Genomic DNA, 21,796 nt, shown 5'->3' on the forward strand with positions numbered 1-21,796 from the left:
GCGGTGTTATGGCTCCGATTGCCCTTGACAATGAGCATCCTCGGATCTGATTTTCTCCGGCAGAAGCACTGGATAGGCTACAATTAACTAGACAGAAAAATTAAGGTGTGTAGACTAGAAGAAAACATACCAGGAGGAATTTTTATGTCTAAGAGAACACGAAGAACTTTTTCACAAGAATTCAAGCAACAAATCGTCAATCTTTACTTAGCTGGAAAGCCACGTGTAGAAATCATTCGAGAATATGAACTAACGGCTTCAGCATTTGACAAATGGGTAAAGCAATCTAAAACGAGTGGTTCATTCAAAGAAAAAGATAATCTTACGCCTGAACAAAAAGAATTGTTAGAACTACGTAAAAGAAACCAGCAATTAGAAATGGAAAATGATATTTTAGAGCAAGCAGCGCTGATATTCGGACGAAGAGACAAGTAATCGATGCGAATAAGCATCTTTACCCTATATCAGCGATGTGCAGAATATTAGGTCTATCACGTCAGTCCTATTATTATCAATCAAAACCAAAGAAAGACGAATCAGAACTTGAAGAAGTAGTCGCTGAAGAATTTATCCTCAGCCGAAAGGCCTACGGCTCAAGAAAAATAAAAAAAGCCTTATCAAAACGAGGCATTCAGATCAGCCGACGAAAAATTAGTAGAATCATGAAAAATAGAGGATTAAAATCGAGCTATACTGTTGCTTATTTTAAAGTACATCATTCTACTTGCAATGAAGCCAAAACGACAAACGTATTGAATCGTAAATTCTTAAGAGACAACCCATTAGAAGCGATCGTAACAGACTTGACTTATGTACGAGTCGGGAAAAAATGGAATTATGTCTGTTTCATTTTGGATCTGTTCAATCGAGAAATTCTCGGCTATTCTTGTGGAGAACATAAAGATGCCGTTCTAGTAAAAAAAGCATTTAGCCGTATCAGACAACCTCTGACAGAGGTTGAGATTTTTCATACTGATCGTGGAAAAGAGTTTGATAACCAAGCTATTGATGAATTATTAACGACTTTTGACATCAATCGATCATTGAGTCATAAAGGCTGTCCTTTTGATAATGCCGTAGCTGAATCAACTTATAAGTCGTTGAAAGTAGAATTTGTCTATCAATACACATTTGAAACCTTACAACAATTGGATTTGGAGTTATTTGACTATGTCAATTGGTGGAACCACCTTCGGTTGCACGGTACACTTGGCTACGAGACACCGGTTGGTTACCGTAACCAGAGATTGGCGCAGCGAATCCTTGATAATGAGCTCGGATGTGCTAACGCTAGCGAGGCAGTCTAACTTTAACTGTTAGCTCCTGCCGAAGATCGTCACATCCGAGGAGGCTCATTGTCTAGGACAATCGGAATAGTATACGGAAAGAAGTTCTGCACCTTATAAAATTTGTCAAAAAAACTGTTGCCATTCCATTAACGAGTTCTGTTCTTTTTCATACAGATCAAGGGTCTCAATATACCTCTTTTGAATTTAGAAAATTTATAGAGGATCATCCGATTGTCCACTCACTTTCAAAACCAGGTTATCCGTGGGATAACGCCGTTACCGAAGCTTTTTTTTAATATATGAAAAAAGAAGAATTAAATCGCCGTTCATTCCATTCAATTGAAGAAGTACGGTTGGCTTGTTTTGCCTACATTGAAGGCTTCTATAACACCAAACGTCCTCATGGAACATGAGATATGCTTACACCAAATGAAATGGAGGCTCTTTACTTTGAAAATCTTTAAGTATCTTCTCTTTTTGTGTCTACTTTATTGACATCTATCCAATTAGTAATCAATAAATATTTCAATAATAGTCTAGCTATATATAAATAACATTACAAAACCTAAAGAATTATATCTGATAACCTTCCATGTTTTTCATATGATGTTACTCTTTCAACTTTATTATTATCATCGACAAAAACAACCTTAGGTCTATGATCCTTAACCTCATTTTCATTTAATTCACAATATGCCATTAAAATTATTTTATCTCCAGTTGATACACATCTAGCTGCAGCTCCATTCAAGCAAATCATCCCTGTTCCTCTCTCTCCAGCTATTGTATAAGTTTCAAATCTATTTCCATTATTAACATCAACTATTTGTACTTTTTCATATTCATATATTCCTGCTGCTTCTAATAAATCCATATCAACAGTAATACTTCCTACATAATCTAACTCAGCTTGTTCAACTTTAGCTCTATGTATTTTTCCTTTTAACATTGTAACTTTCATTATTATAGCCCCCTATTGTAATTCAAATGTAAAATTATCTATTAATCTTGTTTTTCCTATAAATACTGCTATTGCAACTAAAACTGATTTTTCAATATAATTTACTCTTTGTAATGATAAAGAATCAACAACTTCTACATAATCAATCTTTGCCAAATTATAAGTATTTATATTTTTACTTATTATCTCAATTATTTTTAAGCTATCTCTCTCCATTATTTAAGGCTTCCTTAGCTAAAGTTAAAGATTTATTTAAAATAGTAGCTGAAGATCTTTCCTCTAAACTTAAGTATGTGTTTCTAGAACTTTTAGCTAGTCCATCCTCTTCCCTTATAATTGGACACCCTACAACGTCTATATCAATATTAAGGTCCCTAACCATTCTTTTAATTACAGCTAACTGTTGTGCATCCTTTTCTCCAAAATAAGCTCTATCTGCTGGTATTATGTTAAATAATTTACTTACAACAGTGCAAACCCCTCTAAAATGTATTGGCCTACTAGCTCCACATAAACCTTCTGTTAATCCAGTTATATTAACAAAAGTACTTGCATTGTCACAATACATCTCTTCAACTTCAGGATTAAATATTGCTGTTGCTCTACCTCTTGTGCATACTTCTATATCTCTTTCTAAGTCTCTTGGATAACTACCTAAATCTTCATTTTTCCCAAACTGAGTTGGATTTACAAAGATACTTACAACAACTTTATCATTTTCTTTTGATGCTTTTCTAATTAAACTTTCATGACCTTCATGTAAATATCCCATAGTAGGAACTAATCCTACCTTTAAGCCTTGTTTTTTCCACTCTTTTACTTGACTTCTAACATCATTTACTGTTTTAAATATAACCATATTTCTTGACCCTTTTAATATAATTTTTCTAAAACATCATCACTTATTTTAAACCCATGTTCTGGACCTGGAAAAACTCCATCTTTTACTTCCTCTATATATTTTGTAAATGCTTTATTCATCTCTTCTGATAAATTAGCATATTTCTTCACAAATTTAGGGGTAAAATCACTATACATCCCCAACATATCTTGATATACAAGAATTTGTCCATCACACCCTGCACCTGCTCCAATACCAATTGTAGGTATTGATATCTCTTTAGAAATTAACTCTGCAAGCTTAGTTGGAACACATTCTAACACTACAGCGAATGCTCCTGCTTTTTCTACAGCTTTAGCAGCTCTTATTAATTCTTTAGCAGCTTCCTTGTCCTTTCCTTGTACCTTAAATCCTCCAAATGCATTAACAGATTGAGGTGTTAAACCTATATGCGCCATAACAGGTATAGAAGCCTTTACTATAGCCTCTATTTTATCGCATACTTCTATCCCTCCTTCTAATTTAACAACCTGAGCTCGTCCTTCTTTTATTAATCTTCCTGCATTAACTACTGAATCATATACTGAAGTTTGATAAGACATAAATGGCATATCTGCAACAACTAAAGTGTTCTTAGCTCCTCTTGTAACTGCTCTAGTATGATGAATCATGTCTTCCATTGTTACTGAAAGTGTATCTTCATGTCCTAGACATACCATACCAAGAGAATCTCCTACTAATATTCCATTTATCCCAGCTTCATCAATTATTTTTGCTGTTGAATAGTCATAAGCTGTAAGCATTGTTAATTTTTCATTTCTTAATTTAGATTCTTTAAATGTAACTGCTGTATTTTTCATCTATCTCTCTCCTAACTCTCTCCTAAATACTTTTCTAATTCACTATAATCTCTATTAATATTTTTTAACATAGCTATCTCTAATACATTTTTTGATAATAGCATATATAAAGCTCTGTCTTCATCTGATAAAACTTCACAGTGACCTTTAATTGTTGAAATATCACAACGTTCAACTGGTCCTGTCAAACTTTCTATAATTCCTTTTTCTTTTATATTTCTAATATTAAATTCAATTAATGGATATAAAGCTTCAATTGCCATTTTTTCAGTAAATCCACATTGAATTAGATATGTAACGCTTGTATTAATAAGTCCTAGCACAAGGTTACTAGATACTACTGATGCGGCATGATAAAGAGATTTATTCTCCTTAGATACAATTACAGTACTATTACCTAACTTTTTGAAGAAATCACATAAAAACTTTGCATATTTTTCATCGCCTTCAATTGTTCGCGAATTGTAAAATTAAGTTAGAAAAATAAAAAGGCATTTATGGTACACTCAAATTGTATTTCCGACGAAAGAAAACAAAGGAGTGTAACCATAAATGACCTACAAACATCTTACCATAGACGAACTGACAATGATAGAATCATATTATCTTCAACATAATAAACCGGTTGAAATCGCTAACCGAATGGGTCGTGCTATACAAACTATTTATAATGTAGTCAATAAGTTCAAGCAAGGCAAGACTGCTCTTGATTATTGGCACCAGTATAAAGAAAATAAGAAAAAATGTGGTAGAAAAGTCATTCAATTACCTGCTCATGAAGTAGATTACATTAAAGAGAAAGTCACTCTTGGTTGGACGCCTGACGTCATTATCGGGCGAAAAGAAAGGCCTGTTTCATGCGGTATGAGAACACTTTATCGTTTATTTTCTAAAGGGATATTTGATATTGACACACTACCGATGAAAGGTAAAAGAAAACCCAATGGTCATCAGGAAAAACGGGGAAAACAACAATATCAGCGCTCAATCCATGATCGACCTGATAATTATCCTGATTTCAATTCTGAGTTTGGTCACCTTGAAGGTGATACGATCGTTGGCATTCATCATAAAAGTGCCGTCATTACTTTAGTTGAAAGATTATCTAAAGTCATTATCACGATTAAACCCAACGGCCGTAAGGCATTAGATATTGAAACCGCCCTTAATCAATGGTTTTCTCGCTTCCCTAAAAACTTCTTTAAATCTATTACGTTTGACTGTGGAAAAGAATTTTCTAACTGGAAAGCCATTAGTAACCAACACGATATTGATATATATTTTGCGGACCCTGGAACACCTTCTCAACGCCCATTAAACGAGAATTCTAACGGGATTCTGCGTCGTAATGGACTGCCGAAATCAATGGATTTTAGAGAAGTGAATCAGACATTTATTTCCAGTGTCAGCAATCAACGTAATCATATTCCAAGAAAATCATTGAATTACAGAACACCAATTGAGATATTTTTGAGCTATGTACAAGAAGCATTTTATTCTAACTTAATTTGACAAATCATAGTTATAAAAGATTTTTTTAATTTTTTGTATGAATTATATTTATCTGATATTGAAAACATAGGATGGACAGAATAGCCATAAGCACCATAGTCCTGTATATTTGAAAAGATATCTGAAGATATTGCACCACTGCAATGGCAGATTAATTTGTTTTTGATTTGATAATTTTTAATTTTTTGCCATACCTCCTGAATTTGACCATCAGGAGTCGTAATGAAAATAGTATCATTTTCATCTACTAATTCTCTTAAGTTTAAATATTGTTTACTAGATGTAAAATTCGAAGCTGCTAATGACGAGTCTTCGCTTTTACTATAAAATCCTGTTACTTGTATTTTATGTTCCTGGAAATACTTCCCGAATGAACAACCTACCTTGCCGGCTCCAATAAAACCAACGTTCATAATTATCACCTCCATAAAGAAGTGAGACTACAAGTCCCATTCTTACGATATGAGCTTAAAAATAAAAATTAAATCAAACATACAGTATGGTTTTTTCAAATATCATCCATAGTTAATTTTATCATAATATCCCATATTTTAAAATAAAAGATAGCGTAAAATATTTTGTGTAAATAGAAATTTAGGGTAGAAAAAAAAGTCCATTCTGTAAAATTAAAGTTACCACACAGAAATTTTATAGGAGGACTTTCTCATGACTAAATTTACTATAGAAATTATGCAAACACTACTCAATAAAGGGGATTTAGATGAATTATTTCAGGATCATTTAGAGCGAGCGATTAATTCACTTCTACAAGCAGAGCTAACTGCTTTTTTAGATTACGAAAAATATGATTGAAATGGATTCAATTCAGGAAATTCCCGTAACGGGAATTATTCACGTACATTTAAAACAGAATATGGCGAGTTGAATTTAACTATTCCTAGAGATCGGAATGGCGAACTTTCTCAACAAACACTACCAGCATATAAGCGAACCAATGATTCATTAGAAACGACCATTATCCAATTATTTCAAAAAGGCATTACTATGGCTGAAATCTCCAAATTAATTGAAAAAATGTATGGTCACCACTATACGCCACAAACAATCTCCAACATGAGTAAATTGGTGGCTGAAGATGTTTTAGCTTTTAAAGAAAGAACGTTAGAAGCCAATTATTCCGTTATATTTATGGATGCGACGCATATCCCTGTGAAGCGACAGACTGTTTCGAAGGAAGCAGTGTATATTACGATTGGTATTCGTTTGGATGGAACCAAAGAAGTTCTTGGGTTTACTATTGCCCCAACTGAGTCTGCTTATATTTGGAAAGAAGTTCTTCAAGATCTTAGAAAACGTGGGTTAGAAGAAGTTTTATTAGTAGTGACAGACGGATTAAGCGGTATTGAAGAAAGTATCCATAGTGTGTATCCGAATGCCCAATTTCAACAATGTTGTGTGCATGTATCTAGAAATATCGCTCATAAAGTTCGTGTTCGAGATCGAAAAGAAATTTGTGAGGATTTCAAATTGGTTTACCAAGCGAATTCAAAAGAAGAGGCATTGGATCACATCGACTTTATGATTAGGAAATGGAAAAAGCAGTATCCAAGAGTCGTCAATTTACTCTTGAATCCTGCCCTATTAACCTTTTATAATTTCCCTCACGCCATCAGACGAACAATTTATTCGACGAACCTGATTGAAGGCTTTAATAAGCAGCTAAAACGATATACTCGAAGAAAAGAACAATTCCCTAATGAAGAATCTCTAGAGAGATTCTTCATTTCTCAATTTAATCAATATAACCAAAAATTTTTAGGTAGAATTCACAAGGGATTTAAAGAAATTCAGGATACATTAGAGTCGATGATTTAACTGTAATTAACAGAATGGATTTTCCATTTACACATAATTCTTGACGCTACCATAATCTAAATAACCATCATATTCATCTACTACTTATATAATTGAGTTTTATTAAACTTTTTAAGTTTCTATTCTATCAAATATTTAAACAATCTCTGCATCCGAAAAGACTACCTCGTATAGTTTTACTAACAATATTTTTATTAGCGTGTTCAAATCCTGATTTCTTGTATCAATTATTTTCTGTTCACTTTCAATAAGAAAAAAGTCTTTACTTCCATGGCTAATAATAAGTCTCTATTTTTCAATAACTATTGCAAAATTATATCTTAATTAAGAAAATATTTTTATTTTAAAGATAAAAAATTCTTCATCCTGCAATACTTTATATTCTATATTGTAATTATTCAGAATATTACTTACAATATATAAACCTAATCCATTACTATTTTCCTTATTTAAATCAAATTTAACATCAAATATTTTATCCATATTCGAAATTTTATTGTTACCGTATGAATTCTCTATATATAACCAATCATTAACTATCCCAATATTAATTACCCCATTTACATCAGTATATTTTACCGCATTACTAATCAAATTAGATAGAATAATCTTTAAAGCTGTTTTTCCTATATAAACATTCTCGTCTAATATATAATTATTGACAGTTATTTTCTTTTGATTTGCTAATATTTCATACTTTTTTAATATGTCTTCTAATGTATCATTTATTTTCAAATATTCTTCATCATTATTCAAATTTTCTATAGAATGAACTGATAATATTTGAGAAATATTTTTTGTTAAACTATCAACGATTTCAATACATTCATTAATATAAATATCTCTTTCTTTATATTTTCCAATATTGTATTTCATGTTTTCCAGTATTATTTTAAGACTAGCAAGAGGGGTTTTAAGTTCATGGGATGCACCTTTAAAAAAGTCATATTTTAACTTTTCTAATTTTAAAATTTCTTTATTTTTAAATTCCAAATCGTCAATTGTTCTTAATAAAGTAGAATACAAATCATTAATTTGTTGTTTTAATTCTCCAACTTCATCATTAGAGCTAACTTTTAAACTCATTTTTTTATCAAGTTTCATCATTTTATCAGTAACAATTTTTATTTCTTGTATATTATTTTTTATTGATTTTGCATAAATTAAAGAAATAATAGCAGAAAATAAAATTGATATTAATAAAGAATATGGTAAAAATTTAAGGCTTAAATCTTTCGCATCTTTTTGCATATCAGCTGTAGAAACAAATTGTAGATTTGTTTTTTTACCATCATTAAGCTTTATTTCTCTTTCTTCAATTATCAAAGAATTACTATCACTTTCTAAATTAACATTTATATTATCTTTGATTTGTATTTCATTCTTATTATTTTTTTCTTTTATGAATACTTTTATTTCACTACTCTTGGAATAAAACTCCAAAGTTTGTTCTATATATTTTATTTCTTTTCCATTCATATTACTAGAAATTTCATTTGCCATATTATGAATCTTTTCTTTTCTCGTCTCCAAATATGTTTTAGGAAAGATAAAAAAAACTAATGAATGAACTAATATAATTATTATTCCAAGAACAGAAAATATTTGTATGAACATTTTTGGAAATATCTTTAATTTTTTCATTTTCTCTCCAATTTATATCCTACATTTCTTATAGTAGTTATACAGTCTAATTGTAATTTTTTTCTAAGTTCTTTTATATATACATCTATTACTCGATCATAAGGAGTTTCTTCGCTATCTTTCCATACATAATCAATAATTTGCATTCTTGTTAACACTTGTCCATTATTATCCAATAAACATTTTAATACTTCTAGTTCTTTTGCATTTACATCTATTTCTTCACCATTTATTTTAGCTGTATAGCTATTAAAATTAACCGATAGATCCTTATATTCAAACTTCTCTAAATGTCCATAATTCTTCTTAATTAAAGAATCTATTCTAGCTTTTAAGACCGGCAATGAAAATGGCTTTTCTACATATCCGTCTACTAAATTAGTAAATGCATCAATTTTATATTCTTCATCACTAAATGCAGTCAAGATTAGAATTGGTAAATTGCTTTTCTTTCTAATTTCTTTCAACACTTCTAAACCATTTATAAAAGGTATCTGAATGTCTAAGATAACCAAATTTATATCGCTATTAAATTTTGACAAGGCTTCTCTTCCATCTTTAGCTTGAATAACAGTATATCCAAATTCTGAAAGATATTCACTTATTCCCTCTCTTATCATATTATCATCTTCAACAGTTAATATTTTCATATATACCTCCACTTAAGCCTATACACTAGATATTATACAGCATATTATGGCTCTATAATATCTAGTGTTGGTGACGCCTTCTGTTGCCAATACTTTTTCTTCGTTTCAACTCAAAAAGAGACTCACTTTTGGTAAAATTTAGTCGACCAAAACATCACCCTACCAAAGGAGTCGCTCTATGGATAATCATACTAGAAAATTACTCGGATTAACAGATAAACATTTATTTTTTGATGAAGATTGGCTGATTGAAAAAGAATATATGAGTATCGCACTTATCTGGAGTTGAAGAAACAACGATTTAAATGTAAGTCTTGCCAAAGAACATTCGTAGCGGATACCTCTGTCGCTGAAAAATACTGTTTCATTAGTCAAAAAGTTCGTTGGTCTGTTATTGCTCGCTTAAAAGAGAATACTTCCATGACGGAAATCGCCCGTCAGAAAAATATCTCCACTTCTTCGGTCTATCGTGTCATGAAGAGATTTTACCGCCCATTGAATCCTTTCAAACAGACTTTGCCAAAGGTCTTATGTTTTGATGAATTCAAATCGGTTCGACATGTGACCAGTGCAATGAGTTTTATCATGATGGACGGACAAAGCCATGCATTATTGGATATTGTCGAAAATCGACGCTTGCCTTATTTAGAACACTATTTTCTCGGTTTTCATTAGCGACTCGTGAAGCCGTTCAATGGATTGTTATTGATATGTATGCGCCTTATGTTTCATTGGTGAAAAAGCTTTTCCCGAATGCTCAGTTGATCATCGACCGTTTCCACATCGTCCAACATATTGGCAGAACCTTCTTGAATCATCGAGTGAAAGAAACCACGGCACGGCTTAAAGGAACTTCCCACTCTCAACGAGGGTTAGGGAAAAAATTGAAACGCTATTGGAAACTCCTACAAAAAGAAGAAGCAAAGTTAAACTACGAAAAAAGGGTTTGGCGTGCCAGTTTTAAAGATTATTTGACTGAAAGTGAGATTGTCGATCGACTGTTATCTGCTTGTCCCAACCTGCGCCAAGGCTATCAGTTATACCAAGACATTCTTTATGCGGTAAAGAAAAGAGATCAGTCATTATTTGAGGACTGTTTAAACAGAGAAGTCAGCGGTCTTCCTGAAACCTATACAACCACTTTACGAACGTTTAAAAAGTTTCTGCCACAGATCCAAAATGCGCTTCACTACAGCTATTCAAATGGACCATTGGAATGTTTAAACAACCACATCAAAGTATTAAAACGCAATGCGTACGGCTTTCGCAGCTTTTACAATTTCAAACTACGGATCATGATTCGTCATGGCAAAACATTTTTAACCAAATAAACAGAACAGGAAGAGGGTTTCTTCTTTCTGTTCTGTCCAAATTATTCTAAGATTTCTCTTTACCAACATCATTTGACAAAGAGCCTTTATACTACACTCTCATTTTTGGTGCTAAAAAGCACCGAAAATTTTAATTATTGTCAATTAATAATTCTTTTGGATTCCTTCTTAATATATTGAATGAAGAAATAATCAATGATACAAGAAGTACTAAACTCATAAATATAACTACATAAATCATGAATTTAGGTAATACATTGATATCTAAACTTGATAATGTCTTGTTAAATCCTTCAGCTTCTGCCCCACCACCTAATTGGCTAGATGCAGATTGTTTAGCTATTTGTTTAGCTATATCACCAGTAACCTTATTCAATATATTATTCCCAAGCTTGTCAGCTGTATATTGAGCTAAGAAATAGGAACCAACGAATGCGGGGATTGATATAAATACCATCTCAATTAGGAATTGACCAAAAATTTCTAATTTTGATATACCTAATGATAGTAATACTGCTATTTCTTTCTTTCTAGCATTCATCCATAAGAATAATAATAATGAAACTACAACTCCTGCAAATATTAATGAGCCAAAAAATAATTTATTTGAAATTGAGTAAATACCTGATATAGATTGTTGTAATGCAGGGTAATTTGATGAACTTTTAATCAAATTATATTCTCTCCAATTTATATCTAATTTCCCAAGATCTTTTATTACACTATCAAGATTCTTATCACCTTTTACAAAGAATGTTGCATCTTGGTATACAGCTGTATCTTCGGTATTACCATAAACTTTAGCAGCTGTATGAACATCAGTGATTAATGTATTTTCGTATAGTTCTTGTGCTGCACTTACTCCACCGCTATTATGCCCATCGAATAGACCTTTAATTTCTACTTCTACTGTTTCATCTGCACCTTTCTCATTATCAGCATCAAATAAATTAGATTTTATTTTTATCTTATCTCCAACTTTAAGGTTATTTTTTTCAGCTAAATCTTTATGCATTAAGATTTTATTTTTATCTTCATTTTCTAAATGCTTTCCTTCTACTAATTTATATGCTTCTGATACAAATTTTGTTTCTTTTGTTGAGTCGTTAACCCCAGTTAACATAACTGTTCTTTTAAAATTCTTTGCTCTTTCAGGTGATTGATTCGCAAGAGTCTCTTGAGTTTCAATAATATCATAATCAACTAAATCTGCAACACTGTTTATTCTTTTTACATAGGAGTCTATACTATCTGTTTGAGATATCTTTTTAATATCTTCACCTTTTACATTTCCCCCACCTCTAGGTGTTCCTGGATTTACTTGTCTATTTATCTCCATAGAAAAACTATTTGTTATATTAGCAAATGTTTCTTTTGAAGCTCTGTCCGTAGCATCTTTAATAGATAAACTAATGAGACTTAAAGTTGACATAGATAAAATAACTAATATGATAATTAATGATTTTAAACTTTTTCTAGTTACATAAGCAAATGCATTTTTTATCATTATTCAACCTCCAAATTCATTTTATTTACTTTTTTCAACTTTTTACCACTTAGTTCTAAAATGATATCCGCAGAATCTGCTACTTCCTTACTATGTGTTACAACTATTACACATTTATTTCTATCTTTAGCTAATGTCTTTAATATATTAATTATTTCTCCAGCAGTAACACTGTCTAGATTACCAGTAGGCTCATCAGCTAGTATTATTGGAGCATCTGATACCAATGCTCTAGCAATAGCTACTCTTTGTTGCTGTCCACCAGATAATTTCATAACATTTCTTTTTATTTGTTTTTTATCTAAACCTAGTTCAAACAAGATACTTTCATCTGCTGATTTATTTACTAATCTAATATTTTCAACTGGTGATAAATAATCTATTAAATTATAGTTTTGAAATACTAAAGATATATTATTTTTTCTATGATTACTATATCCTTTATTTTGTATATCTTCATTCTTAAACAATATTTTTCCTGTTTGAGGTTTATCAAGTCCAGCAAGTAAGGAAAGAAGTGTAGATTTTCCTGTTCCTGACTTTCCTACTATCGCATAAAACTTCCCAAGTTCAAATTTTTGATTTACTCCTGACAAAACTTTTTCTTTAGAATTTGCATAACTATATGCTACATTCTTTATTTCTAATATATCCATTATTTTCTCCTAACTTATTTTTGATAAGATTTCTTTAGGCTTCTTGATTAACATTAATGAAGAAGCAAATACAACTGATAAAACAATAATACTTATTAATATTAAATAACTTTGTCCAAGCGTTGTTATATTTGACATAAAACTACTATTATTTATTAAACTTCCACCGGAAATCATTGAATCCTCTGAGTTAATGAATCCATCTACAATTACTTTTAGTAATACATTTCCTAAAAATAAGGAAGATATTATGCTTGGTATCGATATGAATATTAACTCGAATATAAATCGCATTATAATTTGTATCTTAGATGTTCCAATAGATAAAAATATACCTATTTCATAAATTCTTTCCCTTAACCATAGAATCAAGATTAATGAAAGAACAACCATCCCAACTAACATAATAGAATAAGTCATTACTTTTATTATATATTTTATTCCACTCACTGACTCTAAAGACTCTTCAAACGCATTAGAATCTTTTTCAACAAAATACTTTGACTCATCAATTTTAAGCTCTTTCAATTTGTTTAAGGCTAAGTCTGTAGATTCTGCACTACCAGAATACATTAAAATTTTATTTGCAATTTCATTATTTTCTGAATTGTTTAATATCTCTTGGCTTGTTGAATAATCTACAAACACCATATTTTCACTAAAATCAGAAGATAATCCTGTATATGTTTCCTGTTTTTTACCAGAAAAGATCCCTATAATTTTAAATTTATGACTTTTTATTTTTCCACTTTTTTCAATATCTAGTAATTCAAGATCAACTTCATCACCTAATTTTAGATTGTTTTGTTTAGCAAATTCTTCATGAACAATAATTGAATTCTTATCATTTTCTTCTATATTTTTACCTTCTTTAATTGTAAATACTCCACTACTAAATAAAATATTTCTTTTAGTATTATTTGTAGCTTCGAGTGAAACAACATTCTTAAATTCGTCAGATAAATCTTCTCTATTTATTCTTTGTTCTCCGCTAACTACTTTAGCATCTTTTAGTTTTGCTAATCCATCATATTGAATTATTTTTTCTTCAATTTCTTTTAATTTTTCAATATCTTTAAATTGATTAACATTAAAATATTTACCATCTTTTTTTGTTATTGATATTGAAGAATTAGAACTTTCATATAAAGCCTTTTCTATTTCATTGCTTGATTTCATTATTGTTAAACAAGAATACAAGCAAGAAAGAACTATAGTTAATATGATAAAAATTATTAAAGTTCTATTTTTCTTTCTTGTAATATATGCTATAGCATTTTTTATCACTTTCCTAACTACTCCTCTCTATTTTCTTACTCCATAACTAATTGCATCCACTGGACAAGCATTTTTACATCGTCCACATCTGATACACTCCAGATGATTGCAATTCTCAATTGAAATAAATGCTTAAAACGATCTCTTATTTTATATTTATCTTTTTTTGTACTACCATTTATAATATTTTTAATTCTATCCAATTCCAATACACTCCATACAAATTCTTATCGCCTTATCCAAGACAACTTTAGTTTCTCCATTACTATCAACAAAGAAAGTCTCTGGCATAGCCTGTATACCATTCAATCTACCATTAAAGTTTGTCTTATCTGGCATTAAGAAAGGATATGAAGCCTTTGTCTTTTCATGTATTAACTTTGACTTTTCAATTGCTTCCTTGTTTTCACCGTTATCATCAACAGGATCTGTAACAACTCCAACGATATTTACACCCTTGCTTTTCATTTCATTCTGAACCTCAACCAAATCAGGAATTTCCTTTACACAAGCTGTACACCAAGTTGCAAATACATTTACCATAGTAAGATCATACTTCTCAAAATCTTTACTTGTAAAATCCTTGCCATTTATGTCCTTTGTTGATAGTTTACGTAAATCTTTAACCGATTCTTTGTTAAATGCTTCTGTATTTTCTAAATCAGTTTTTTCTGATAGCACAAAACCATTTTTAGGACGTTCTTTTTTATCTATAATTTGAATCTCAGTTCTTTTTAATTCATCCAGAAGATTACTTTCAGCTCCGCTATTTGTGCTTAAATAGCAATCGTATTTTCCATCACTTGAAACTCCTATTTTAGTATGAGTATCACATTTTATAATTTTAGATTTTTTTCTTCTGATGTATTTTTTTCAAATATACCAATAGTCCCAATTCTTTCAAGCTCATTTTGCCAATTTTTATATCCATCGCCCATCTTTTCTATAACTGCATTCTTTTGTTCTTCTGTCATTTTTTCAAATGTCAAAATAGCATACTTTAGTTCTTTATCTATAGGACTTTGATCATCTAACATCGCTATCTTTTTATCAGCTATATAATTTCTAAATTTGTCTGAGAGTTTAAATTTAAGCCCTAAATATTCATAAACATATTCTTTCTTTGCCTCCAATGTATAATCTGATGGCTTAAAAGTTTCATTTTTGCCATTTGCATTAATTGACATGCCTTCCTCTTCAGAACTTATGGATTGTCCTTCTTTTATTTTTACTTTTTTGACACCCAACTGCGCTTAAGCTCAAACATAATGCAAGTAATAGGCATGCTCCTCTTGGTACTATTTTTTCATAAATTATTCCTCCTTTATTTTTTACACAATAGCATTTTATAGCTACTTTCAATAACATTCTACACACCTTTTATGAAACGTTGATGAAATATAATTTTTTATTTTTCCAAACTATGGTATAACAATATAAGTATTATGCTTAAAGTTGTTCTTACACGATTAGTATATGATCGATTAATATATGAGCAAGCACAGTAAGTGTACGGACACTTACGAAAAAAATGATGAGGCAGCCCTTTGGGATCTGCTTCTTTTTTTATCAATTTTTAACTTGTTAGGGTGTACCCTAAGACCCCGAAATACATTCAAAGGAGGATTACCTATAGCAAATAGAATACGAAATGAAAGGCTTGAAATTAAATTAACAGAAGAAGAAAAGGCTCTTTTTGAGGAGAAAAGAAAACTTGCGAAATGTAAAAATATGAGCCATTTCATCCGCAAGTGTGTTTTAGAAAAAGAAATATATTAAGTGGATTTAGAGCCGTTTAGAGATTTACAGGGTTTCCTTTCCAATGCTACCAGCAACATAAATCAGATTGCAAAGCGTGTGAATTCCACCGGCATAATCTATAAGGACGATATAAATGATATGAAAAAGCAGATTGAGTATTTCTCAAAAGAGTTGTGGCAAATACATTCTCTGCTTCTTAACAGAACTTCCGGAGTGTTAAATGAGAGTGTAAAATATTTTGTGTAAATAGAAAAAAGAAAGTCCCTTCTGTAGAATAGAGTTACCACAACACATTCACAGAAGAGAGGACTTCCCTATGAACGATTTTACTACAGAAATTCTAAAGACTCTAGCGAACAAAGGCGATTTGAATGAATTATTCCGTGTCCATTTGGAGAAAGCAGTCAATACGCTTCTCAAAACGGAGTTAACGGCTTTCCTCGATTACGAAAAGTATGATCGCATTGGTTTTAACACGGGTAATTCTCGTAACGGCTCCTATGACCGTACGGTCAAGACCGAGTATGGGGAACTTCATCTCCAGATTCCGCGCGACCGCAATGGCGAGTTCAAGCAACAGACTGTTCCTGCTTATAGACGGACGAATGACACGTTAGAGGAGACCGTCATTCACCTCTTCCGAAAAGGTATTACCATGTCGGAAATCGCAGACTTGATTGAGAAAATGTATGGGCATCACTACACGCCCCAAACCATGTCCAATATAACAAAATCATTTACAGAAGAGGTAACGGCGTTTAAAGGGCGGGAGCTTCATGACCGTTATGCCGCTATTTATATGGACGCAACGTATATTCCGTTAAAGCGGAAAACCGTCGCCAAGGAAGCCATTCATATCGCAGTTGGCATTCGCCCGGACGGATCAAAGGAAGTATTGAGCTATGCGATTGCACCGACTGAATCCATCACGATTTGGGAGGAAATTTTATTGGACCTTCAAGAGCGCGGTTTGAAAAATGGCCTCCTGTTCATCACGGATGGCTTAAAGGGGATGGTAGGAGCGATTAGTCGGTTCTATCCCAAAGCTCGTTTTCAACATTGTTGTGTACACGTTTCCCGTAATATCAGTCACAAAGTGCGTGTCGATGATCGTAAGGAAGTCTGTGATGATTTTAAAATGGTGTATCAAACCTCATCTAAAAAGGTGGCGTTGGAAGCACGTGGTGCTTTTGCGGAAAAATGGAAAACCAGCTATCCAAAAGTGGTTGAATCGATTCTTTCGAACGATCACTTGCTCACTTTCTATGATTTCCCCTTGGCCATACGCAAGAGTATTTATTCTACGAACTTGATTGAATCCTTTAATAAGCAAATCAAGAAATACAGCCACCGCAAGGAACAGTTCCAAAACGAAGAGTCGATGGAACGTTTCTTAGTCTCGTCTTTTGATACTTACAACCAAAAATTCCTAGGTCGCAGTCATAAAGGCTTTCAACAGGCCGAAGGCGAACTTGAACAAATGCTAAGCCAACTGATTGAGAATTAGAAACAATCTGCAGTAGGGAAGAATCATTTACACAAAATTATTGACGCTCCCACAAGTTTACAATGATTCATTCTTTCCTTGTTTTTTATATTCTCCTTAAAAAATTATTCTCCATTAATAATTTTCCAATTTTCTTCTTTGTTTAACAATAGATTGTATTGAAAACTATTTGTCACCTTTTCAATTTCATTTAGGTATTTTACTACGATTTTTACTTGTACCGAACCGTCCTTTTCAAGATAAATAGGATTGGTTATTTCTACAAATCTAAGATCGCTACTAACTTGGCTCATAGATTCATTTTCACTATAATACTCTAGCTCTTTTTCAGAAGCAGTTGGATAAAGTTTGAAAAATGTCTCTAGAAACTCAGTAATTTCTTGCGTTGTTTTTGCATCAATGTCAGAATCACTTTCTACTTGTTTTACTTCATATTTTGCCTTACCTGGCTTACTAATCATAGTTGGTAAACTCGTCACTATATGATTTTCTTTTTCATCTTCAAATATCTTCACTCGATACGCAGAAGAAATTTGTTCTGACTTTTTCCCTTCTGTAATCTTTTGGTCTACTAAAAATGAAACGACAAAATCTTTCGAACGTTTTTCAACATCTAGAATTTTTACTGAGTTTACTTCTGAACTAGTGGGAATATCTACTCGAACCATATCTTGACTCAAAGCAAGGCCTTCTTCTGTAAGGTACTGTCCAAGATTACTCATTCTCTTTTCAATTACTTCCTTGTTATTCTTCCATGAAAAGTATTCTTTCACAAAATTCTTTGTAAAACTTTCAACTCCAGAAGTATTTATTACTTTTTCTTTTACAACCATTTTTACGTGAGTTGTATGCTGATCAATGGCGGTGAAATTTTTGTAGATACCAAAAGCAAGACTACATGACAGTAAAAGCCAAAGGGCAAGCACCATTTTTCGATGCTTGCCCACTGAAATTGTCCGCTCTTTTTTCTTTTTTGACATCTTTTCCTTTTGAATCCGTTCAATTTTTATCTTCATTATTTTTCCTCTTTTCTCTTAATTGTATCGGCCGGCTCCAATCAGATGCTGCTGCCAATAGCTTTCTGTAAGATTCGTCCAACCCACTGGATTTCCTGCGTGAAACATGCGATTCTCTCCTGCATAAATACCTACATGAGTCACATAAGTACCGGCATCATAGGTTGAGTGAAAGAAAATTAAATCACCAGGTTTGGCATCTTTTAAGTCAATATGAGTCATGACATCATACTGATCTTGAGCCACCCGGGGAAGTTTCAGACCAACTTTGGCATAACACCACTGGGTCAATCCACTACAATCAAAACCCGTTGCGGGACTCGAACCGCCAAATACGTAGGCAGTACCTTCATACTTAAAAGCCTCGTCAAAAATCCCTTGGACTGTTTTATCATCAAACTGTGTCGTGGTCAGGTATTGCTTCACTAATAGGCAATAAAACATATTGCCATAGTTATAGCGCCACCCGCCATTTTCTTTAATCGCTATTGGGTTGGGGTAGTCTACTTTTTGACCACCCGATTTTTCCTTTGAAAATGATTCGGCTAAAGTAAAACTATGCTTCTTCCCGTTTTTTGCGACATAATTCAAATAGCCGCCACCATAGTTATAGGCTTGAATAATACTATCTTGATCACACCCTAGTTCTTTGGAGCTCTTAACCAAGGAAGCAAAATAAATACATCCCTGCTTGATAGATGCTTCGGTACTTAATGAATTTGGTGGTAAACCCGCAGACTCAGAACTTTGCATGACGTCCTCCATTGTGCCACCAGATTCAACTTGGATGATTGCCAAAAGAATTGGTACATAGTCTAATATGTCCGATTCTTTAGCATATTTTTCAACCATTGAGCGATGTTTCAAGACTTCTTCTGAGACACTATTGCCACCAGGAGAAATACCAGAAGTACCACTCCCCTCACTATCTTCCCCAAACAATAAGCTCACACACATCAAGATGCCCATAAAAGAGAGCATCAACATGGTTAACGAAATGACACTCAATTCTTTTAAATTCATTTTTTATCACCCGACTTTGGTTTTGGACGAGCCTTCATTATTCTTTGTACTTTTTGATTGGCTCTCTTCGGAAGAGTAGATCGTTGCTTAACTTGCTGGAAAGAATTTTTCTTACTTAATAGTTGGTTATTCTCTCTCGCAACCAAATTCTGTTTAACAAGTCTTCTCCTTACCTCAGAATTCGGTTTTACCATCACAATCCGTTTTGGAAGTTCATTTTTCAGTATCCTATCCTTCTGAGGTTTTGGATCCTCTTTTATCGAAACATTACTTCTTCTTTTTCCATGACGGTCTGTTACTTCGCCCAAGTTTTTTCGCTTTTCATCCATTTTCTCATCTCTGCGTTGTCGTTGTTTGTCTCGCAGCTTCTCTCGATCTGCTTTTTCTTGAACAAGCCCTCGCTTAAATTCTTTCGGTGCTTTTTTCGTCTTTTCCAGACCTTTATGGAGGATGTATTTCAAGTTGGTCGGCGTATTCCGTACCTGATCCTTTACTTGTTTTGCCTTATCTTTCACCAAAGCCTGGGTATCCAGAACTTTGCCTATTTTTCTCCCAGTCAAATTCATTCGGGATTGTTTCTTATTATTTGAAATTGGATTCTCCTTAGCCGAGTCTGAGGATACCTCGCGATCGTTAGGTAATCGTGAATTCTTTCGTAGAGAAGAATCGGATGGCTTAAATTTGGGTTTTGATTGTTCCTTTGCCAACTTATTCCCAACTGCTGCAGCACCGCCAAAAGCCAGAGTTCGGCCCACATTTCGATTGAGTTGCCGCAATTTACGGTTCATCAACATTTGCGGTCTTCGCATGACCCGTCTGCCCATTGACTGACTGTCATTACTCTGAAGGTTGAACATACTCATAATGTCACCCAATTTGAAATAGATACCGGCAAAGGTCACAATTTGTAGAAAAGCTACCATAAAGAAGGGATAGGTAGCCGAAATATTGAAAAACATCGTAGAAATACTGAATGCAGTCGTAATCACCAAGGTGACACCCGCTCGCATCATAATCGTATTGAATAAACGAATAATCGCCATCTTGCCCAAACTCTCATAAGTCGGCAACATGGACAATAAGAAACTAATTGGCAGAAACATCGCAAAGATAATGAAGAGAATTTGCGAGAACAACATAATCCCTGTTAGAAGAAAAACAAAGAAGGAAATGCCAATATTGAACAATACCAAAAAGACCACGATCCCTAAACGGTTCATGGTCTTGGTAATACTGAGATTCGCATTGTCATTGTCTTCAATCTCTGCCTTGACCGCTTCTTCCCGATCTTTGCCTTTGTTTTCATCTGGACTCACAGATAGAATCTTGTTGACCCGGTCTTCACCAATTTCTTCTATGTTGGAATCATCAAATTGCAGTAGTAACCAAGGTTGTTGGACTTGAATCGAAAACAAACTATCCCGAATCAAATCCACACTATCTTTTCCTTGGCTTTCTGAATTGGGTACAACGATCTCGGTTCCAAGGGTAAGGGCCGCTTCACTAACATCTGAGCTAAAGTCATTGATTTTTGTGATATAGGTAGGCGCATAAGCAATGAACGAACCCGATAGTAGAAAAATCATCACAAAATTAATCACGGCTCGAACTGCTTTCGTGGTTTCTCGTTTTAATAATCCGGTATACGCCACATACACCCCCAGAGCTAAAATCATCAATAATAGAAACCCAAAATAAAATCCGGAGGTCTGGAGTCCATTTTCAGTAATATCAGCCAATGTTTGGATATTCTTTCCAATACTTTCAGCCGTATCCGAAATGAAATCTAATTTATAGGCTTCTTGAACCACATAACCCGTGGCGTTCGACAAATACAAACTCACCGTCCAAATGAAATTAGTAATGGCATAAAGACCATACATCACGCTTTTCCCTAAGCCATCACCCCAATTCCAAGGCAACCAATCCCAAGAGCTATCCACAAAGAAATCTAGTTGATAGTTGTTCAGTGAATATTTGGAATATAGATTTCCTGATTCAACTGTATCATCAACTAGCCCTGTCGCCTCGGCTACCGTACCAACTAAACTCAATAGAACTATCAGAGTGAGTATGCTAATAAAAACGATTCCCACAATCCGAAAAAGTTTCTTTTTCATCCCC

Annotated in this window: 18 protein-coding genes and 6 pseudogenes; 8 read left to right on the top strand and 16 right to left on the bottom strand. The window is 32.9% G+C overall.

The window, feature by feature from the left end; genetic code table 11:
* Positions 1–144 precede the first annotated feature (144 nt).
* The 3 genes from PYW42_RS07960 (at position 145) to PYW42_RS14185 (ending at position 1,702) form a co-directional block, all read left to right on the top strand.
* A protein-coding gene (locus PYW42_RS07960) for an IS3 family transposase (RefSeq protein WP_101495273.1) occupies positions 145–1,307 on the top strand; the annotation gives its coding sequence in 2 pieces (ribosomal slippage) (positions 145–421 and positions 421–1,307; 1,164 coding nt in all).
* Between the two features lie 122 nt (positions 1,308–1,429).
* The gene (locus PYW42_RS14180; RefSeq protein ID WP_050375885.1) at positions 1,430–1,585 is read left to right on the top strand and encodes an IS3 family transposase; all 156 of its coding nucleotides are present in this window, start codon (positions 1,430–1,432) and stop codon (positions 1,583–1,585) included.
* A gap of 3 nt (positions 1,586–1,588) precedes the next feature.
* Positions 1,589–1,702 (top strand): IS3 family transposase, encoded by a 114-nt coding sequence (locus PYW42_RS14185; RefSeq protein ID WP_002383094.1) that lies wholly within the window; start codon positions 1,589–1,591, stop codon positions 1,700–1,702.
* 152 nt (positions 1,703–1,854) lie between these two features.
* Here PYW42_RS14185 and panD read toward each other — a convergent pair whose 3' ends face one another.
* From panD to PYW42_RS07985, 4 genes and pseudogenes are all read right to left on the bottom strand, one after another.
* A complete protein-coding gene (gene panD / locus PYW42_RS07970; protein ID WP_002297874.1) occupies positions 1,855–2,250 on the bottom strand; it encodes an aspartate 1-decarboxylase in 396 nt (131 codons plus the stop codon).
* Positions 2,251–2,262: 12 nt separating this feature from the next.
* Positions 2,263–3,109 (bottom strand): annotated as a pseudogene (gene panC / locus PYW42_RS07975) (pantoate--beta-alanine ligase).
* 14 nt (positions 3,110–3,123) lie between these two features.
* Positions 3,124–3,951 (bottom strand): 3-methyl-2-oxobutanoate hydroxymethyltransferase, encoded by an 828-nt coding sequence (panB, locus tag PYW42_RS07980; RefSeq protein WP_002287874.1) that lies wholly within the window; start codon positions 3,949–3,951, stop codon positions 3,124–3,126.
* A gap of 11 nt (positions 3,952–3,962) precedes the next feature.
* A pseudogene (locus PYW42_RS07985) lies at positions 3,963–4,406 on the bottom strand (DUF2520 domain-containing protein); the annotation flags it as partial.
* 97 nt (positions 4,407–4,503) lie between these two features.
* On the opposite strand from PYW42_RS07985, the gene PYW42_RS07990 reads away from it, so the two are divergent.
* Complete coding sequence (locus PYW42_RS07990; RefSeq protein WP_000221326.1) at positions 4,504–5,463, top strand: IS30-like element IS6770 family transposase; 960 nt, start codon at positions 4,504–4,506, stop codon at positions 5,461–5,463.
* Positions 5,464–5,468: 5 nt separating this feature from the next.
* Here PYW42_RS07990 and PYW42_RS07995 read toward each other — a convergent pair.
* Positions 5,469–5,891 (bottom strand): annotated as a pseudogene (locus tag PYW42_RS07995) (Gfo/Idh/MocA family oxidoreductase); the annotation flags it as partial.
* A gap of 238 nt (positions 5,892–6,129) precedes the next feature.
* On the opposite strand from PYW42_RS07995, the pseudogene PYW42_RS08000 reads away from it, so the two are divergent.
* Positions 6,130–7,299, top strand: a pseudogene (locus tag PYW42_RS08000) (IS256 family transposase).
* 324 nt (positions 7,300–7,623) lie between these two features.
* On the opposite strand, the gene PYW42_RS08005 reads toward PYW42_RS08000, so the two are convergent.
* Positions 7,624–8,943 carry a sensor histidine kinase gene (locus PYW42_RS08005; RefSeq protein ID WP_002297866.1) on the bottom strand — a complete coding sequence of 440 codons (1,320 nt, stop codon included), beginning with the start codon at positions 8,941–8,943 and terminating at the stop codon, positions 7,624–7,626.
* Positions 8,940–9,593, bottom strand: coding sequence for a response regulator transcription factor (locus PYW42_RS08010; protein ID WP_002285815.1), 654 nt, complete (start codon positions 9,591–9,593; stop codon positions 8,940–8,942). The genes PYW42_RS08005 and PYW42_RS08010 overlap by 4 nt, the downstream gene beginning before the upstream one ends.
* A 258-nt stretch (positions 9,594–9,851) precedes the next feature.
* Between PYW42_RS08010 and PYW42_RS08015 the strand changes: the two are divergent.
* Positions 9,852–10,924: pseudogene (locus PYW42_RS08015) on the top strand (ISL3 family transposase); the annotation flags it as partial.
* 130 nt (positions 10,925–11,054) lie between these two features.
* Here PYW42_RS08015 and PYW42_RS08020 read toward each other — a convergent pair.
* The 6 genes from PYW42_RS08020 to PYW42_RS08045 form a co-directional block, all read right to left on the bottom strand.
* Positions 11,055–12,431, bottom strand: coding sequence for an ABC transporter permease (locus PYW42_RS08020; protein WP_002330916.1), 1,377 nt, complete (start codon positions 12,429–12,431; stop codon positions 11,055–11,057).
* The gene (locus PYW42_RS08025; protein WP_002400684.1) at positions 12,431–13,087 is read right to left on the bottom strand and encodes an ABC transporter ATP-binding protein; all 657 of its coding nucleotides are present in this window, start codon (positions 13,085–13,087) and stop codon (positions 12,431–12,433) included. Before PYW42_RS08025 ends, PYW42_RS08020 begins: the two co-directional genes overlap by 1 nt.
* Before the next feature lie 9 nt (positions 13,088–13,096).
* Positions 13,097–14,374: an ABC transporter permease gene (locus tag PYW42_RS08030; RefSeq protein ID WP_010816128.1), complete on the bottom strand. Its 1,278-nt coding sequence runs from the start codon at positions 14,372–14,374 to the stop codon at positions 13,097–13,099.
* Between the two features lie 18 nt (positions 14,375–14,392).
* The gene (locus PYW42_RS08035; protein ID WP_073459246.1) at positions 14,393–14,491 is read right to left on the bottom strand and encodes a 4Fe-4S binding protein; all 99 of its coding nucleotides are present in this window, start codon (positions 14,489–14,491) and stop codon (positions 14,393–14,395) included.
* A 69-nt stretch (positions 14,492–14,560) separates the two neighbouring features.
* Entirely contained in the window at positions 14,561–15,046 is a 486-nt protein-coding gene (locus tag PYW42_RS08040; RefSeq protein ID WP_002330914.1) for a TlpA disulfide reductase family protein, read from the bottom strand.
* A gap of 155 nt (positions 15,047–15,201) precedes the next feature.
* The gene (locus PYW42_RS08045) at positions 15,202–15,612 is read right to left on the bottom strand and encodes a hypothetical protein (protein ID WP_002364129.1); all 411 of its coding nucleotides are present in this window, start codon (positions 15,610–15,612) and stop codon (positions 15,202–15,204) included.
* Positions 15,613–15,997: 385 nt separating this feature from the next.
* On the opposite strand from PYW42_RS08045, the pseudogene PYW42_RS08050 reads away from it, so the two are divergent.
* Positions 15,998–16,372, top strand: a pseudogene (locus tag PYW42_RS08050) (plasmid mobilization protein).
* Positions 16,373–16,442: 70 nt separating this feature from the next.
* A complete protein-coding gene (locus tag PYW42_RS08055; RefSeq protein ID WP_002371002.1) occupies positions 16,443–17,633 on the top strand; it encodes an IS256-like element ISLgar5 family transposase in 1,191 nt (396 codons plus the stop codon).
* A 104-nt stretch (positions 17,634–17,737) separates the two neighbouring features.
* Here the strand turns inward: PYW42_RS08055 and PYW42_RS08060 are convergent, their stop codons facing one another.
* Genes PYW42_RS08060 through PYW42_RS08070 form a run of 3 tightly spaced genes read right to left on the bottom strand, consistent with a single transcriptional unit; the run spans position 17,738 to position 21,792 of the window.
* On the bottom strand, positions 17,738–18,649 hold the full coding sequence (locus PYW42_RS08060; RefSeq protein ID WP_002298831.1) for a conjugal transfer protein: 912 nt from the start codon (positions 18,647–18,649) through the stop codon (positions 17,738–17,740).
* An 18-nt stretch (positions 18,650–18,667) separates the two neighbouring features.
* Positions 18,668–19,672, bottom strand: coding sequence for a bifunctional lytic transglycosylase/C40 family peptidase (locus tag PYW42_RS08065; RefSeq protein WP_002298830.1), 1,005 nt, complete (start codon positions 19,670–19,672; stop codon positions 18,668–18,670).
* Positions 19,669–21,792 (bottom strand): CD3337/EF1877 family mobilome membrane protein, encoded by a 2,124-nt coding sequence (locus PYW42_RS08070; protein ID WP_002384404.1) that lies wholly within the window; start codon positions 21,790–21,792, stop codon positions 19,669–19,671. The genes PYW42_RS08065 and PYW42_RS08070 overlap by 4 nt, the downstream gene beginning before the upstream one ends.
* Between the last annotated feature and the right edge of the window lie 4 nt (positions 21,793–21,796).

The sequence above is a fragment of the Enterococcus faecalis genome, from assembly GCF_029024925.1.
Classification (GTDB): Bacteria; Bacillota; Bacilli; order Lactobacillales; family Enterococcaceae; genus Enterococcus; species Enterococcus faecalis.